This is a genomic window from Burkholderia sp. ABCPW 11, assembly GCF_001523445.1.
Taxonomy (GTDB): Bacteria; Pseudomonadota; Gammaproteobacteria; order Burkholderiales; family Burkholderiaceae; genus Burkholderia.
This window is the reverse complement of record NZ_LOVM01000008.1, coordinates 1-15547: the sequence shown is the minus strand read 5'-3', so window position 1 is coordinate 15547 and position 15547 is coordinate 1. Positions and strand designations below refer to the sequence as shown.

Genomic DNA, 15547 nt, shown 5'->3' with positions numbered 1-15547 from the left:
GCCCCGCGTTCGGCGCGACGCGATCTAAGGGGCGCTCCTATAATCGACGCCATCTGCCACTCGCTTCGCGGTTGCCGGGATGACGACCTTGCTTGCCGTACCGCCCATGAGCCTGTCCGACACATTGCGCTACCAGCCCGACAACGCCGATCTCGGTGCGATGCTCGCGCATTTCCGCCTGCTCGAACCGGTATTCGATGCGCTGCCGGATGTCGCGTTTTTCGTGAAGGACGGGAGCGGCCGCTACGCGCTCGTCAATCGCACGCTGGCGATGCGCTGCGGCTACAAGGACAAGCGCGACCTGCTCGGCAAGACGGCCGACGAGGTGTTTCCGCGCCGCTTCGGCCGGAGTTACTTCGAGCAGGACATGGCGACGATCAACGCCGGCCAGCAGTTGATGGACCAGCTCGAGCTGCACCTGTATCCGGGCCGCCAGCCGGGCTGGTGCCTGACCTGCAAGGAGCCGCTGCGCGACGCCGCGGGCCGGGTGGTCGGCCTCGCGGGCATCTCGCGCGACCTGAAGGCGCACGAGGGATCGCACCCGGCGTACAGCCGGCTCGCCGACGTGGTCCAGCACATCCAGGATCACTACGTGCAGCCGCTGAACCTGAAGCAGCTCGCGCAGATGGCCGGGATGTCGGTCGCGCAGCTCGAACGCTACTTCCACAAGGTGTTCCACCTGACGCCGCGCCAGGTGCTGCTGAAGACGCGGCTCGACGCGGCCACCGCGCTGCTGGTCACCCACGACAAGGTGACCGACGTCGCGGCGCTATGCGGCTACACGGATCACAGCGCGTTCACGCGCCAGTTCAAGGCGACGGTCGGCGTGACGCCGACGGAATACCGGTTGATGCTGCAGGAGCGGGCAGGGTGACGCGACTCGCCGGCGTGGCCGGCGGGTCGCGGGGATCGGTGTCGTGCGGGAAGGGGGAAAGAGGGAAAGGGTGAAGCCGGCGGCTCAGCGGTAGCCGAGCCCTTTCAGGACGGCAGTGCCGTCTTCGGTCAGCCGGAAGCTCGGGGCCGTATCGGGGTCGAGCTTGACCATTTCGACGAGGCCGGCTTCCTGCAGCGCGGGCAATTCGGGTTTGGCGTTCGCGCCGATCGGTGCATGCAGCAGCACGAGCAACGTCGCGATTTCATGATGACTGAGCAGGCGGCGCAGCATCGTCTTCTTTGCAGGGGGCGCGGCCGGGCGGCCCGCGGGTGCTTCTACGGCGCTCATCGCTTTCCTCCTTTTCAAGATAACCATCGGGTACTGGTTGCGGATGGTGCCGTCGAAGACTTAAGCGATTCTTAAAACCGTGGCGGGCGACGCAATGCTGCACTGCGGCACGGGTTACCGGATGTAACGTCGGACGTTGCGCGGCTTCCGGCACGACCGCGGGCCGGAAGCGCTTTGCCACGATGGCGCGGGCGAGCGGTGCCCGTCCGTTCGACTGCCGAAGTGCGAGCGCGGTCGCGCCCCAAACGCCGGTTCGTGTCCGCTCCTTATTTCCTGCGCTGCGCCTGCGCGGCGAGCCGCACGGCCGCATTCGCGGCGCCGTAGCCGTCGTACCCGCCGCGCCGCTCGACGATCTCGAGCGAGAAGCGGTTGTCGACCAGTTCCGTATACGCATGCAGGAATTCGCCGCCCTGTTCGTCGCGGTCGTAGAGCAGGTGGTGCGTGCTCAGCGTGTCGATCAGTTCGTCCGGCAACGCGTAACGCGCGGCGAGATCGTCGTAGTAGTTGGCCGGAATGCGCAGGAACGGCACGCCGTCGGCCGCGAACGCGGCGACCGTCTTCACGATGTCGTCCGTGCGGAACGCGACGTGGTTCAGCCCGGTGCCGTGGTAGCGGTCGAGCGATTCGGCGACGGCCGTGTGGCGGTCGACCGATGCGTTCAGCGCGATCCGAACCGAGCCGTCGGCGCTGCGCACCGCGCGGCTGCGCATCAGCCCGTACGGGTCGGGCACGAGCCAGCTGCGCTCGGCTTCGAAGCCGAATGCGGTCTTGAAGAACAGGATCCACGTGTCGAGCGCGTCGGCCGGCAGCGCGAGGCACACGTGATCGATGCCCGTCAGCGGGCCGACTTCGCTCGGGCCGTCGATGTCGGTCAGTACGAAGTCCGATTCATACAGCGTCGGCGCATCCGGCGCTTCGTCGACGAAATATTCGAGGCTGCCGTCCGGCGCCTTCACGCTCGGCAGCACGCGTTCGTTCGGCCCGACCCGGCCCGAGAACGGCGCGTAGCCGAAGCCGGCCGCGCGTTCGAACGCCACTTTGGCGTCGTCGACGCGGAACGCCGACGCGCACAGCGACAGCCCGTGCTGCTGGAAGAACGCATCGGCGAACGAGTCGCGCTCGGCGTTCAGCACGATCGATGCGGCGCCGTGCTGGAACAGCGTCACGTCCTTCGAGCGATGCCGGCCGGCGAGCCGGAAACGCATCCGGCCGAGCCATTCGCCGACGGTTGCCGCCGCCTGCGCGTCGACCGCGAATTCGATGAACTGGAACCCGACGTGCGCCGGCGGCGCGGGCGGTGCGAACAGCGGCTGGCCGGCGGCCGGCGCGCGACCCTCCTGTGCGAGCCGCGCGCGTGTCAGGTCTTCCAGGTAGAGCAGCGAGCGATGGCCGTCCGCGGCCGTGAGCGCGGTCGGCGCTGCGCGGAAACCGTCGTTGAAGATCTCGAGCGACAGCGGCCCCGTATAACCCGACTCGATCACGCGCGCGGTGAAGCGCGCCAGGTCGAAGTCGCCCTGGCCCGGAAACGAGCGGTAGTGGCGGCTCCATTCGAGCACGTCCATCGCGAGCTTCGGCGCGTCGGCGATCTGCACGAACGCAATCCGGTCGCCGGGGATGTCGGCGATCGCGTCCGGCGAATCGTCGAGCGACAGCGTGTGGAAGCTGTCGAGCGCAAGGCCGAGGTGCGGGCTGTTCACCGCATTCACGAGCTGCCACGCGTGGCCGTACCGTTTCACGACGCGGCCCCACGCAAGCGCTTCGTACGCGGCGACCACACCGGCCTGCCGCGCGGCCTCGGCGAGCGCGCCGAGCTGATCGACGAGCAATCCGTCGTCGGCGATCGTATCGGCCGCCACACTGCTGCAGACGAGGATGCGGTCGGTGCCGAGCGCATGCATCACGTCGAACTTGCGCTTGATCCGGTCGAGATTGCGCGCGAGCTGGGCCGCGCTCACGCCCTCGAAGTCGCGAAACGGCTGGAACAGCACGATGTCGAGGCCGAGATCGGCGGCCATGCGCCGGACGTCGGCCGGCGATCCGTCGAAGTAGACGAGGTCGTTTTCGAAGATTTCGACGCCATCGAAGCCCGCAGCCTGGATGGCGGCGAGCTTCTCGGCGAGCGTGCCGGACAGGGACACTGTGGCGATCGAGCGCTGCATGGGCGATTCCTGCGGGTGAGCGGGGCATGGCACCGGTCGAACCGACCCTGAATGAACCAGTCGTTGAGTTCGGCGCGGGCGCCATATCCCGAATTTACTGGGCTAGTGATGCATATTGTACAAACTAACTAGATGGTACAAATTAGCGAAAACCCGAAAAGACATTGCGCTTGCGCAAGCGCACACTAGCGCCAAATCTTGACGTCAGGGGGCGGAGTCGGCTCACGATTCGCCCCCGTTTCTGGAGCAAAGTCACATGAGCAAGCACAAGGTGCTGGTGCTGAACGGCCCGAATCTGAATTTGCTGGGCACGCGCGAGCCCCACATCTACGGCGCGGAAACGCTCGCCGATCTCGAGCAGCGCTGCCGCACGGCGGCGGAAGGGCTCGGGCTGGAAATCGAGTTCCGCCAGTCGAACGCCGAGCATCAACTGATCGACTGGCTGCATGCCGCGCGTCACGACACGCACGGCATCGTGATCAACCCGGCCGCCTATACGCATACGTCGGTGGCGTTGGCCGACGCGCTGTCCGCGATCGCGAAGCCGGTGATCGAGGTGCATATCTCGAACGTCCATCGCCGCGAGGCGTTTCGCCACCATTCGTATGTGTCGGCGATCGCCGAAGCCGTGATCTGCGGCTGCGGCACCGAAGGCTACGTGTTCGCGCTGCAGCGCCTGGCGACGCTGTTCGCGCAGGGAGCCGCCCGATGAGCCGCCCGTCGTTTCTGATCGGCCTGATCGGCCAGGGCATCGGCGGTTCGCTGTCGCCCGCGATGCACGAGGAAGAGGGATTCCGCCAGGGCTTCGGCTACGTGTACCGGCGCATCGATCTCGACGTGCTGGGCGTGAACGTCGACGCGCTGCCGCAGCTGCTCGAGGCCGCGCAGCGGATGGGCTACAACGGGCTGAACATCACGCACCCGTGCAAGCAGCGCGTGATCGAGCATCTCGACGCGCTGTCGGACGACGCGCGGGCACTCGGCGCGGTGAACACCGTGCTGTTCAAGGACGGCAAGCGGATCGGCCACAACACCGACTGGTCGGGCTTCGCGAAATCGTTCCGCCGCGGGCTGCCCGACGCGTCGCTCGAACGCGTCGTCCAGCTCGGCGCGGGCGGCGCGGGCGCGGCTGTCGCGCACGCGGCGCTGCAGATGGGCGCGGCCGAACTGACGATTTTCGATGTCGACGGCACGCGGGCCACCGCGCTGGCGGGCGAATTGCAGCAGCGCTTCCCCGCGGCCCGGGTCGCACCGGGTAACGATCTCGCGGCCGCGATGCGCGCCGCGACCGGCCTGATCCACGCAACGCCGACCGGCATGGTCAAGCATCCGGGCCTGCCGCTGCCGGCCGAGCTGCTCCACGCTGGCATGTGGGTGGCCGACATCGTGTATTTCCCGCTCGAAACCGAGCTGATCCACGCTGCCCGCGCGGCCGGCTGCGCGACGCTGCCGGGCGGCGGGATGGCCGTGTACCAGGCCGTCGACGCGTTCGAGCTCTTCACCGGACGCACGCCCGACGCCGAGCGGATGTTCGATCACTTTCAGTCGCTCGTCGCGCGCTGACCCCTTACAGATAGATACGGAAAGAGACCAGGAGACGACCATGCAGCACACCACCCACACGAGCGCCGCGCCGGCGCAGGCGGCCGGCACGGTCCGGCGCACGTCGGCGCGCTACAAGATCCTCGCGCTGCTCGCGATCGGCACGATGATCAACTATCTCGACCGCACCGTGCTGGGCGTGGCTGCGCCGCAGCTCACCAAGGAGCTCGGCATCAACGCGGCCGTGATGGGCATCATGTTCTCCGCGTTTTCGTGGACGTACGTGGCGATGCAGGTTCCGGGCGGCCTGTTCCTCGACCGCTTCGGCAGCAAGATCACCTACTACTGGTCGATGACGCTGTGGTCGCTGTGCACGTTCCTGCAAGGCTTCGTGCCGGGCGTCGCGACGCTGCTCGCGTGCCGCCTCGGCCTCGGCATCACCGAGGCGCCGTGCTTCCCCACCAACAGCCGCGTCGTCGCGACGTGGTTTCCGCAGAACGAACGCGCGATGGCGACGGGCACCTATACCGTCGGCGAATACATCGGCCTCGCGTTCTTCAGCCCCGTGCTGTTCGCGCTGATGGGCGCATTCGGCTGGCGCTCGCTGTTCTGGGTCGTGGGCGCGGTCGGCATTGCGTTCGGCCTCGTCTGGTGGAAGCTCTACCACGAGCCGCGCAACCATCCGGGCGCGAACGCGGCGGAGCTTGCTTATATCGAGGCGGGCGGCGGTCTCGTGCACGGCGTGCGCAAGACCGACGACAAGAGCGGCAAGGCCGCGCAGCCGAAGTTCAGCTGGGCGATGGCCGGCAAACTGCTGAAGAAGCGCCAGCTCGCGGGCATCTGCCTCGGCCAGTTCGCCGGCAACTCGACGCTCGTGTTCTTCCTGACCTGGTTCCCGACCTATCTGGCAACCGAGCGCCACATGGGCTGGCTGAAGATCGGCTTCTTCGCGGTGATGCCGTTCATCGCCGCGTCGGTCGGCGTGATGTTCGGCGGAATCTTCTCCGACTGGCTGCTGCGCCGCGGCAAGTCCGCGAACCTCGCGCGCAAGCTGCCGATCATCGCGGGCCTGCTGCTCGCGTCGACGATCATTCTCGCGAACTACGTGCAGAGCAACGAAGCGGTGATCGCGATCATGTCCGTCGCGTTCTTCGCGCAGGGGATGGCCGCACTCGGCTGGACGCTCGTGTCGGACATCGCGCCGGACGGCCTGCTCGGCGTGACGGGCGGCATCTTCAACTTCGCGGCGAACCTCGCCGGCATCATCACGCCGCTCGTCGTCGGCGTCATCGTCGCGTCGACCGGCTCGTTCGTCGGCGCGCTCGTGTTCATCGGCGTGATCGCGCTGGTCGGCGCGCTGTCGTACATCTTCGTCGTCGGCGACATCAAGCGGATCGAGTTGTAAGGACCGGTTCCCCGCACATTCGGTGCGTTCGCCCGGCGGCCGATCGGCCGTCGGGCGTTTTTATTTGCGCGTGCCGGCCGCCGGCCGGCACGTACGCAATTTCATGCGTGCTGCATCGCGATGCCGAGCGATTCGACCGCGGCCGCGATGGCGGCGACCGCACGCCGGATATCGTTCGCGTCGATCGCGCCGATGCAGCCGACGCGGAACGTCTCGAGGCGCGTGAGCTTGCCCGGATACAGGATGAAGCCCGCGTCGCGCACCGCGTCGTAGAAGCGGCGGAAATCGTAGGCCGGATGGTCGGGCGCGTGGAACGTGACGATCACCGGCGCTTGCACGCTGGCGTCGAGGAACGGCACGAAGCCGAGCGCGCGCATCGATTCGACCAGCGTCCGGCAGTTGTCCGCATAGCGGGCGCCGCGCGCCGGCTGGCCGCCTTCGGCGAGGTACTGGTCGAGCGCGGCGCGCAACGCGGCGATCACGTGCGTCGGCGGCGTGAAGCGCCATTGCCCGGTCTTGCGCAGATACGCGTACTGATCGTGGAGATCGAGCGCGAGCGACGGCGAGTTGCCTTCGCTCGCGTCGAGCGCATCGCGCCGCACGATCGCGAACCCCATTCCCGGCACGCCTTCGAGGCATTTGCCGCTGGCCGAGATCAGCGCGTCGATGCCGCTGTCCGCCAGCGCGATCGGCAGCGCGCCGAACGAACTCATCGCATCGACGATCAGCCGCTTGCCGTGCCGCCGGCACGCGGCCGCGATCGCATCGAGCGGATTCAGGATCCCGGCGCTCGTTTCCAGGTGCACGAGCGCGACGTGCGTGATGCGCGGCTCGCGTGCGAACGCGGCTTCGACGGCCGCGGCTTCGACAGCCGCGTCTTCGCCGAACGGCAACGCGATCGCGTCGATACCGAGCCGGCCGAGAATCTTCAGAATGCGCGCGCAATACGCGCCGTTGTCGGGAACCAGCACGACGCCGTCGCGCGGCACCAGCGTGCCGAGCGCGGCTTCGACCGAGAACGTGCCGCTGCCCTGCATCGGCACGCACACGTACGCGTCGCCGCCACCCGCGATGGCGACGAGGTCGGTACAGACGCTGGCCGTCAGTTGATTGAAAGCGGCATCCCACGACCCCCAGTCATGTTGCATTGCGTGGCGTGTTGTGGCGGACGTGGTGAGCGGGCCGGGCGTGAGCAGGATCGGGTCGGGCATGGTTTTTATCTCCGGCAAAGGGCGAATGAAACGCGGGACGGCATTTCTGAATGACTTGCATGATAGTGGCAAAATGTGTCATTTTTTGGAAATTGTGGCATTCGTCACGGGTTTGTCATCGAACGCTGTGATCCTTCGGTTGCCGCGCGACACCCAGCCTGAGCGCGGCAGCGAGGCGGGCCGCCAGGCGGCCTGCCCGGAGACGACAGGAGAGCCGGATCGTGCCCGGCCGTTTGGTGTTCCGCCTACGGAGAAGTGAGATGACACTGCAGAAACCCTCGCGCGCCGCTGCCGGCGCGTTCCGCAAGCTCGCGCTGGCCGCCTGCGCGGCCGGCCTGCTGCAAGGCGCCGCGATGCCGGCGCATGCGGCAAACGCGGTCGTGCTGTACACGGCGGACGGCCTCGAGAACCTCTATCGCGATGTGCTGCCGGCCTTCGAGAAGAAGGAAGGCGTGAAGGTCAACATCGTGACGGCAGGCAGCGGCGAGGTGGTGAACCGCGCGAACATCGAGAAGAATTCCCCGAAGGCCGACGTGATCGTCACGCTGCCGCCGTTCATCCAGCAAGCCGGCCAGATGGGCCTGCTGCAGCCGTACCAGAGCGTGAACTACAAGAACGTGCCGGCCATCGCGAAGGCCGAGGACGGCACGTGGGCGACCTTCGTGAACAACTACTTCTCGTTCGCGATCAACCCGGACGTCGTGAAGAACCAGCCGAAGACGTTCGCCGACCTGCTCGCGCCGGCCTACGCCGGCAAGGTCGCGTACTCGAACCCGGCCACGGCCGGCGACGGGATGGCCGTGCTGATCCTGACGACGTCGCTGATGGGCGAGGACAAGGCCTTCGACTACCTCGCGAAGCTGTCGCAGAGCGTGAAGTTCCACACGAAGGGCACGGGCTACCTGAACGTGCTGCTGTCGCGTAACGAGATCAGCGTCGCGAACGGCGACCTGCAGATGGACCTCGACGACGCCGAGCACGGCGCGCTGTCCGTCAAGCCGATCTTCCTGGCCGCGAAGGACGGCGACCAGCCGACCACGTTCCAGCTCCCGTACGGCATCGGCCTGATCAAGAGCGGCCCGAACCAGGACGCCGGCCGCAAGCTGATCGACTACCTGATGTCGACGGAAGTGCAATCGAAGGTGCCGGACATGTACGGCATCCCGGGCCGCACCGACGTGCCGCTGGCCGGCAAGAACGGCGAAGCGGTCAAGAAGGCGATCGCGGGCGTGAAGCTGATTCCGGTCGACTGGACCCAGGTGATGGCGAAGAAGCCGGTGTGGATCGAGCGCTGGAAGAAGGACGTGATCGGCAGCTCGGGCAAGCAGCTCGACGTCGTCAAGCCGAAGTGACCGGCGCACGCCGCCAGTATCAGCGAGCAAGAGGATGAACCCGGTGGAAACCACCCTGACCCATCCCGGCGCATTCGGCGCCGCCGAACCGCACGCGACGCTGCGGTCCGGCGCGCCGGGCGGCGTGCAGATCGAACACCTGAGCGTGCGCTACGGCGCACGCACGGTGCTCGACGATCTGTCGCTGTCGATCGGCGCCGGTGAATTTCTGACCGTGCTCGGCAAGAGCGGCTGCGGCAAGACCACGCTGCTGCGCTTCATCGCCGGGTTCGTGAAGGCCGACGGCCTGACCGGCACGCTGACCGTCGCCGGACGCGACCTGACCTATGCGCCGCCGCACAAGCGCAACCTCGGTCTGCTGTTCCAGAATTACGCGCTGTTCCCGCACCTGTCGGTGTTCGAGAACGTCGCATTCGGGCTGCGCGCACGCGGCATGGCGTCGTCGGAAGTGACGCGCCGCGTCGCCGATGCGCTCAAGCTCGTGCAACTCGGCGATGCCGGCCACCATCTGCCCGCGCAACTGTCGGGCGGGATGCAGCAGCGCGTCGCGCTGGCCCGCGCGCTCGTGATCGAGCCCGACGTGCTGCTGCTCGACGAGCCGCTGTCGGCGCTCGACGCCAACCTGCGTGCATCGGTGCGCAGCGAACTGAAGGCGTTGCACGAGCGCTTGCCGAACCTGACCGTCGTCTGCGTGACGCACGACCGCGACGACGCGCTCGTGCTGTCCGATCGCGCGCTGCTGATGCGCGACGGCCACATCGCGCAGCTCGGCACGCCGCAGCAGTTGTACGACGCGCCGCGCGACGGTTACGTCGCGCGCTATCTCGGCCCGGCGAACCTGCTGCCGCCGCACGTGATCTTCCCGCTCGGCGATCCGCGCCACGAGGTGCGCGGCAAGGTCGCATGCGTGCGTCCCGAGCGGCTGACCGTGATGCCGCCTGCGGCGGGCGGCCTGCACGGCACCGTATCGTCGGTCGAATGGCAGGGCGCGGACCTGTCGATCGCGGTCGTGATCGACGCGGCGCCCGACGAGCCCGTGCGCGTCACGATGCAACGCGGCCGCGGCGCGGCCCCCGAGCGCGGTGCGCGCGTGTCCCTGCATTGCGAGGCAGACGATGTCGTCCTTATCGAGCCCTGAAACCGGCCTGCCGCCGCACGTGCTCGCGTCGGCCGCCGCGCATGCCGCCGCCGCGCGGCGCCGCAGGCGCATGGGCGACCTGCACCTGGCCGCGCTCGCGATCGTCGTGCTCGGCCCGCTTGTCGTCTATCCGCTGGTGAAGCTCGTGCTGCTGAGCGTCTCGGGCGATCACGGGTTGAGTTTCGCCGCGTACCGGACTTTCTTCGGCAATCCCGACACGCGCAACGTGCTGCTGACGACGCTCGGCGTCCTGTTCGCGAGCGCCGGCACCGCGTCGGTGCTCGGCGTGCTGCTGGCTGCGCTGCTGTTCTTCAGGCCGTTTCCGGGCGCGTCGCTCGTCACGCGCTTCCTGGAGCTGTACGTCGCGTTTCCGTCGTTCCTCGTCGCGTTCACGCTGATCTTCCTGTACGGCTCGCAGGGCTCGATCAGCATCGCGCTGCAGCACCTGTTCCATCTCGAGAACCCGCCGCTCGACTTCCTGTTCGGGATCGGCGGCGTGATCCTTGCTCAGACCGTGTTCTACACGCCGTTCGTCGTGCGGCCGACGCTTGCGTCGTTCGCGACGCTCGACCTGCGGTTGATCGAAGCCGCGCGCAGCCTCGGCGCGCCGGGCTGGATGCTCGCGCGCCGCGTCGTGCTGCCGATCGCGTGGCCGGGTATCGCCGCCGGCACCGTGTTGTGCTTCCTGCTGACGCTGAACGAATTCGGGATTCTGCTCGTGCTCGGCAGCGCGCGGCTCGTGACGCTGCCGGTCGCGATCTACAGCAGCGCGACCGTCGATCTCGATCTGCCGACCGCGTCGGCCGGCGCCGTCGTGATGTTGTCGTTGTCGCTGGCGCTGTATACGGTTTATCGCCGGGTGAACCGGCGTGCGACGGGAGGAAACGATGTCCACTGAATTCCGTATTGGGCACGCCGTGCCGCGCCACCCGATCGGCTGGACCGACGCGCTGCTCAAGCATGCGTCGCGCGTCGCGCTCGCGCTGGCCGCATTCGCATGCTTCTGGCTGTTCGTGCTGCCGGTAATCGTCGTCGCGCTGTCGAGCGTGTCGACGCAGTGGTCGGGCACGATCCTGCCGGCCGGCTACAGCTTGCGGTGGTTCGAGCGGCTCGGCTCGCAGGAGTACGACGCGCTGCTGACGAGCCTCGAAATCGGCTTCGGCGTATCGGCGCTCGGCACGATCCTCGGGCTCTGGCTGGCGCTCGCGCTCGAAGGGCGCGACCGGCGCGGCCTCGGCGCGGTCGTCGACGCGCTCGTGATGGTGCCGAACGGCGTACCGAGCGTCGTGCTCGGGCTCGCGGTGCTGATCGCGTATCACCAGAAGCCGCTCGACCTGTCGAGCTCGGCGGCGATCGTCGTGCTGGTGCAACTGGCGCTGATTTTGCCGTTCTGCTATCGCTGCGCCGCCGCCGCGTTGCGTCCGGAGCTGACCGTGCTGCGCGAGGCGGCCGCGAGCCTGGGTGCGCCGCCCGCGATGGTGCTGCGCCGCGTGCTGCTGCCGCAACTCGTGCCGGCGCTGCGCGCGAGTCTCGCGCTCGGCTTTGCGCTGTCGCTCGGCGAGCTCGGCGCGACGCTCACGGTTTATCCGCCCGGCTTCGCGACCGTGCCGATCGTCGTGATCGGCCAGGTGGAGCGCGGCTATTACCTGCCGGCGTCGGCGCTGTCGCTGCTGATGCTCGGCGCGTCGCTCGCGGCGCTGCTGCTGATCGCCGCGCGCGTGCCGCGCGGCACGCGGGCGGCATCATGAACGCCGCGTTCGCGTTGCGCCATCCCGGCGATGCGTCGCCCGCCGGCGCGTCGACCGGTCTCGCCGGACGCTCGATCGACGTCAATGGCCGGTGCTATCGGCTGCCGGTCGAGCCGACCGTCGTCGTCTGTGTCGACGGCTGCGAGTACGACTATCTCGAACGCGCGGTGGAAGCGGGCGTCGCACCGTTCATCGGCCGGATGATCGCGGAAGGCACGGCCTGGCGCGCCGATTGCGTCGTGCCGACCTTCACCAACCCGAACAACCTGTCGATCGTCTGCGGCGTGCCGCCGTCGGTCCACGGCATCTGCGGCAACTATTTCTGGGATCCGGCCGCCGACGGCGGGCGCGGCGCCGAAGTCATGATGAACGACCCGGCCTATCTGCGGGCTGGCACGCTGCTCGCGGCGGCGGCCGACGTCGGCGCACGGGTGGCCGTCGTGACCGCGAAGGACAAGCTGCGCAGGCTGCTCGGCTGGCGGCTGAACGGCATCTGCTTTTCGGCCGAGAAGGCCGCACAGGCCAATCTCGCGGAAAACGGGATCGTCGACGTGCTCGACTGGGTCGGCCTGCCGTCGCCGGACGTGTACAGCGCGGCATTGTCCGAATTCGTGTTCGCGGCCGGCGTGCGGCTCGCGCAGACGCGCCAGGTCGACCTGATGTACCTGTCGACCACCGACTACGTGCAGCACAAGTGCGCGCCGGGCAGTGCCGGCGCGAACGCGTTCTACGCGATGATGGACGGCTACCTCGCCCAGCTCGACGCGCTCGGCTGGGCGATCGGCCTCACGGCCGATCACGGGATGAACGCGAAGCACGATCCGGCGACGGGCCGGCCGAACGTGATCTATCTGCAGGATGCCTTCGACGGCTGGTACGGCGCGCAGGCTGCGCGCGTGATCCTGCCGATCACCGATCCGTACGTCGTGCACCACGGTGCGCTCGGTTCGTTCGCGACGATCTACCTCGCGCCAGGTATCGACCGGGCCGAGGCGATGTGGCGCGTCGGCGGCCTCGACGGCGTCGAGCTCGTGCTCGACAACGCGGAAGCCGCCGCGCGCTTCGAACTGCCGGCCGACCGGATCGGCGATCTCGTCGTGATCGGCCGCCGCGACATGACGCTCGGCACGCGCGAGCGCGAACACGACCTGTCGGGTCTCACGGTGCCGCTGCGTTCGCATGGCGGCGTGTCCGAGCAGGAAGTGCCGCTGCTGTTCAATCGCCGTATCGAGCGGGACGATCCCGCACGTCGCCCGCGCAACTTCGACGTGTTCGATTTCGTGTTGAACCGGATCGCGACATGATGGCTCATCCGCGGCAGGATCATCCGTCGTTTCGTGCGGAAGCATTGCGCTGGCGCGGCACGCCCGCGATGCGCGAACGCACGCTCGACGTCACGGATCCATACACCGGAACACGCGTCGGCACCGCGCCGCTCGCCAGCGTCGACGACGTGCGCGCGGCGTTCGATTACGCGATGGCCTACCGGCCGATGCTCACGCGCTACGAGCGTTCGCAGATTCTCGAACGTGCGGCCGCGCTGCTGCGCGAGCGCACCGAGGAGGCGTCCGACCTGATCACGCTCGAGTCGGGGCTGTCGAAACGGGATTCGCGCTACGAGATCGGCCGGGTGGCCGACGTGCTGAAGTTCGCGGCGGTCGAGGCGCTGCGCGACGATGCGCAGAGTTTCTCGTGTGACCTGACGCCCCACGGCAAGGCGCGGCGCGTGTTCTCGCAGCGGCAGCCGCTCGACGGCGTGATCGTCGCGATCACGCCGTTCAATCATCCGATGAACCAGGTGGCGCACAAGGTCGCGCCGGCGATCGCGACCAACAATCGCGTGATCGTGAAGCCGTCGGAGAAGGTGCCGCTGTCGGCGTTCTATCTGGCCGACCTGTTATATGAAGCGGGGCTGCCGGAGCCGATGCTGCAGGTGCTGACCGGCGACCCGGCCGAGATCGCGGACGAACTCGTCACGCATCCGCATGCGTCGCTGATCACGTTCACGGGCGGCGTCGCGATCGGCAAGGCGATTGCCGCACGGGCCGGTTACCGGCGCATCGTGCTGGAACTGGGCGGTAACGATCCGCTGATCGTCCTTGCCGATGCCGATCTCGACCGCGCGGCGTCGCTCGCGGTGCTCGGCTCGTACCGGAATTCGGGCCAGCGCTGTACGGCCGTCAAGCGGATGCTGGTGCAGCGCTCGATCGCGCCCGCGTTCACCGAGTTGCTCGTCGAGAAGACGCGCGCATGGAAATACGGCGATCCATTCGATCCAGCGAACGAAATGGGCACGGTGATCGACGAGGCAGCGGCACGGCTGTTCGAGGCGCGCGTGAACGAGGCGGTCGCGCAGGGGGCGCGCCTGCTGACCGGCAATGTGCGGCGCGGCGCGCTGTACGCGCCCACCGTGCTCGACAACGTCGATCCGTCGATGACGATCGTGCGTGAGGAGACCTTCGGCCCCGTCTCGCCCGTCATCGCGTTCGACACGATCGACGACGCGATCCGGATCAGTAACGGGACGGCGTTCGGGTTGTCGTCGGGTGTCTGTACGGACAGCACGGCGGCCGTCGTGCGGTTCGTGAACGAACTGAACGTCGGCACGGTGAACGTGTGGGAAGTGCCGGGATACCGGATCGAACTGTCGCCGTTCGGCGGCGTCAAGGATTCGGGGCTCGGCTACAAGGAAGGCGTTCAGGAGGCGATGAAGAGCTTCACGAACCTGAAGACGTTTTCGCTGCCTTGGGAGTAAATGGAATGGCGCTGACGGTGGAAGAGATCCACGGGCTGTATCGCGAACATGGCCATGTGGCCTATAGCGGCGAACCGGTCACGCAGCTCGAGCATGCATTGCAGAGCGGATTGCTGGCGGAGGCGTCCGGCGCGGACGAAGCGCTGGTCGCGGCGGCGTTCCTGCACGACCTCGGCCATTTGCTGAATCGCCAGGGCGAGACGCCGAGTGCGCGCGGGATCGACGATCTGCATCAGTATTATGTGCTGCCGTTCCTGCGGCCGTTGTTCAACGATGCGGTGCTCGAGCCGATCCGGCTGCACGTCGACGCGAAGCGCTGTCTGTGCCGCACGGATGCCGGCTACGTCGAGAGCCTGTCGCCGGACTCGGTGCGCAGTCTGGCGTTACAGGGCGGCGTCTTCAGTGAAGAGGAGGCAGCAGCGTTCCTGCTGCGCCCGTTCGCGGAGGACGCTTTGCGCCTGCGCCGCTGGGACGACACGGCGAAGGAGGAAGGCAAGGTGACACCGGATCTCGATCACTATATGGAGATCGTCGCGCGCCAGGTGCGCGCGGCCTCCTGACGGTTCGGCTGCTTCTATATAAGGCGCCGCACGCGGTAGCGTGCGGCGCCTTATATTTTTTGCGAAACCCCTTGCGCGATTGCCGGGGGATGCATAAAATCACGCCTCTTTCGCGCTAACGGAAACGCGGCGCGGGAGGAAGGGAAGCGGTGCTGTTGGGGTTCGGGGGTAACGAGCCCGACGGCGCAGGAAGATGACCCCGCAGTCGCAACGATGTCGTGCAGAAAGTTGTTGACGCGCTGCGAAACACGGTTCATAATCTCGCTTCTCTGCTGCTGAAAACGCAGCGCTGCTGAGGGGTTCAAGATCCCTCGCAGAATGCTCTTTAAAAATTAACAGCCGATAAGTGTGGGCGCTTGATGGAAGCGAGCTGATCCTCGGATCAGATAGCAAAAGTATCAAGAGTCTCACACTAAAGTAAGTCAGGTTTATGAAGCAATTCATATTCCTGTCAG

15 protein-coding genes are annotated in these 15547 nt (G+C 67.4%); 12 read left to right on the top strand and 3 right to left on the bottom strand.

The genetic code is table 11. The features are described 5' to 3' along the window. Positions 1-79: 79 nt before the first annotated feature. On the top strand, positions 80-874 hold the full coding sequence (locus WS61_RS04125) for an AraC family transcriptional regulator (protein WP_059499360.1): 795 nt from the start codon (positions 80-82) through the stop codon (positions 872-874). A gap of 84 nt (positions 875-958) precedes the next feature. Here WS61_RS04125 and WS61_RS04120 read toward each other — a convergent pair whose 3' ends face one another. Both WS61_RS04120 and WS61_RS04115 read right to left on the bottom strand, forming a co-directional pair. Continuing rightward, positions 959-1222 carry a hypothetical protein gene (locus WS61_RS04120; RefSeq protein WP_006489463.1) on the bottom strand — a complete coding sequence of 88 codons (264 nt, stop codon included), beginning with the start codon at positions 1220-1222 and terminating at the stop codon, positions 959-961. A gap of 266 nt (positions 1223-1488) precedes the next feature. Beyond that, positions 1489-3381 (bottom strand): bifunctional sugar phosphate isomerase/epimerase/4-hydroxyphenylpyruvate dioxygenase family protein, encoded by a 1893-nt coding sequence (locus tag WS61_RS04115; protein WP_059499359.1) that lies wholly within the window; start codon positions 3379-3381, stop codon positions 1489-1491. Between the two features lie 256 nt (positions 3382-3637). Between WS61_RS04115 and aroQ the strand changes: the two genes are divergently transcribed. Genes aroQ through WS61_RS04100 form a run of 3 tightly spaced genes read left to right on the top strand, consistent with a single transcriptional unit; the run spans position 3638 to position 6328 of the window. Further along, positions 3638-4093: a type II 3-dehydroquinate dehydratase gene (gene aroQ / locus WS61_RS04110; RefSeq protein ID WP_027781502.1), complete on the top strand. Its 456-nt coding sequence runs from the start codon at positions 3638-3640 to the stop codon at positions 4091-4093. Further along, positions 4090-4944: a shikimate dehydrogenase gene (locus WS61_RS04105; protein WP_059499358.1), complete on the top strand. Its 855-nt coding sequence runs from the start codon at positions 4090-4092 to the stop codon at positions 4942-4944. Before aroQ ends, WS61_RS04105 begins: the two co-directional genes overlap by 4 nt. A 40-nt stretch (positions 4945-4984) precedes the next feature. After that, positions 4985-6328: an MFS transporter gene (locus WS61_RS04100; protein WP_059499357.1), complete on the top strand. Its 1344-nt coding sequence runs from the start codon at positions 4985-4987 to the stop codon at positions 6326-6328. 101 nt (positions 6329-6429) lie between these two features. On the opposite strand, the gene WS61_RS04095 is transcribed toward WS61_RS04100, so the two are convergent. Continuing rightward, complete coding sequence (locus WS61_RS04095) at positions 6430-7539, bottom strand: 2-aminoethylphosphonate--pyruvate transaminase (RefSeq protein WP_059499356.1); 1110 nt, start codon at positions 7537-7539, stop codon at positions 6430-6432. Here WS61_RS04095 and WS61_RS32585 point away from each other — a divergent pair. From WS61_RS32585 to WS61_RS04060, 8 genes are read left to right on the top strand one after another with little or no spacing between them, the layout of a single operon-like run. Further along, a complete protein-coding gene (locus WS61_RS32585) occupies positions 7538-7798 on the top strand; it encodes a hypothetical protein (RefSeq protein WP_257126940.1) in 261 nt (86 codons plus the stop codon). The genes WS61_RS04095 and WS61_RS32585 overlap by 2 nt on opposite strands. A 1-nt stretch (position 7799) precedes the next feature. Continuing rightward, a complete protein-coding gene (gene phnS, locus WS61_RS04090) occupies positions 7800-8891 on the top strand; it encodes a 2-aminoethylphosphonate ABC transporter substrate-binding protein (RefSeq protein WP_059499355.1) in 1092 nt (363 codons plus the stop codon). 34 nt (positions 8892-8925) lie between these two features. Further along, positions 8926-10029, top strand: coding sequence for a 2-aminoethylphosphonate ABC transport system ATP-binding subunit PhnT (phnT, locus tag WS61_RS04085; RefSeq protein WP_034206097.1), 1104 nt, complete (start codon positions 8926-8928; stop codon positions 10027-10029). Next, on the top strand, positions 10007-10927 hold the full coding sequence (phnU, locus tag WS61_RS04080; protein ID WP_059499354.1) for a 2-aminoethylphosphonate ABC transporter permease subunit: 921 nt from the start codon (positions 10007-10009) through the stop codon (positions 10925-10927). Before phnT ends, phnU begins: the two co-directional genes overlap by 23 nt. Further along, positions 10917-11777, top strand: a complete 861-nt coding sequence (gene phnV / locus WS61_RS04075; protein WP_059499353.1) for a 2-aminoethylphosphonate ABC transport system, membrane component PhnV — start codon at positions 10917-10919, stop codon at positions 11775-11777. The genes phnU and phnV overlap by 11 nt, the downstream gene beginning before the upstream one ends. Further along, the gene (gene phnA, locus WS61_RS04070) at positions 11774-13081 is read left to right on the top strand and encodes a phosphonoacetate hydrolase (protein ID WP_059499352.1); all 1308 of its coding nucleotides are present in this window, start codon (positions 11774-11776) and stop codon (positions 13079-13081) included. Before phnV ends, phnA begins: the two co-directional genes overlap by 4 nt. Beyond that, positions 13078-14532 (top strand): phosphonoacetaldehyde dehydrogenase, encoded by a 1455-nt coding sequence (gene phnY / locus WS61_RS04065; RefSeq protein WP_059499351.1) that lies wholly within the window; start codon positions 13078-13080, stop codon positions 14530-14532. The genes phnA and phnY overlap by 4 nt, the downstream gene beginning before the upstream one ends. 5 nt (positions 14533-14537) lie before the next feature. After that, positions 14538-15092: a phosphonate degradation HD-domain oxygenase gene (locus tag WS61_RS04060; RefSeq protein WP_059499350.1), complete on the top strand. Its 555-nt coding sequence runs from the start codon at positions 14538-14540 to the stop codon at positions 15090-15092. Positions 15093-15547 lie beyond the last annotated feature (455 nt).

Bases quoted from the DNA above. Each gene is read 5' to 3' on its own strand.
- aroQ (WP_027781502.1), top strand. From the start codon at position 3,638: ATGAGCAAGCACAAGGTGCTGGTGCTGAACGGCCCGAATCTGAATTTG.
- phnU (WP_059499354.1), top strand. From the start codon at position 10,007: ATGTCGTCCTTATCGAGCCCTGAAACCGGCCTGCCGCCGCACGTGCTC.
- WS61_RS04060 (WP_059499350.1), top strand. From the start codon at position 14,538: ATGGCGCTGACGGTGGAAGAGATCCACGGGCTGTATCGCGAACATGGC.
- phnT (WP_034206097.1), top strand. From the start codon at position 8,926: ATGAACCCGGTGGAAACCACCCTGACCCATCCCGGCGCATTCGGCGCC.
- phnY (WP_059499351.1), top strand. From the start codon at position 13,078: ATGATGGCTCATCCGCGGCAGGATCATCCGTCGTTTCGTGCGGAAGCA.
- WS61_RS04120 (WP_006489463.1), bottom strand. From the start codon at position 1,222: ATGAGCGCCGTAGAAGCACCCGCGGGCCGCCCGGCCGCGCCCCCTGCA.
- WS61_RS04095 (WP_059499356.1), bottom strand. From the start codon at position 7,539: ATGCCCGACCCGATCCTGCTCACGCCCGGCCCGCTCACCACGTCCGCC.
- WS61_RS04125 (WP_059499360.1), top strand. From the start codon at position 80: ATGACGACCTTGCTTGCCGTACCGCCCATGAGCCTGTCCGACACATTG.
- phnA (WP_059499352.1), top strand. From the start codon at position 11,774: ATGAACGCCGCGTTCGCGTTGCGCCATCCCGGCGATGCGTCGCCCGCC.
- phnS (WP_059499355.1), top strand. From the start codon at position 7,800: ATGACACTGCAGAAACCCTCGCGCGCCGCTGCCGGCGCGTTCCGCAAG.
- WS61_RS32585 (WP_257126940.1), top strand. From the start codon at position 7,538: ATGGTTTTTATCTCCGGCAAAGGGCGAATGAAACGCGGGACGGCATTT.
- phnV (WP_059499353.1), top strand. From the start codon at position 10,917: ATGTCCACTGAATTCCGTATTGGGCACGCCGTGCCGCGCCACCCGATC.
- WS61_RS04105 (WP_059499358.1), top strand. From the start codon at position 4,090: ATGAGCCGCCCGTCGTTTCTGATCGGCCTGATCGGCCAGGGCATCGGC.
- WS61_RS04115 (WP_059499359.1), bottom strand. From the start codon at position 3,381: ATGCAGCGCTCGATCGCCACAGTGTCCCTGTCCGGCACGCTCGCCGAG.
- WS61_RS04100 (WP_059499357.1), top strand. From the start codon at position 4,985: ATGCAGCACACCACCCACACGAGCGCCGCGCCGGCGCAGGCGGCCGGC.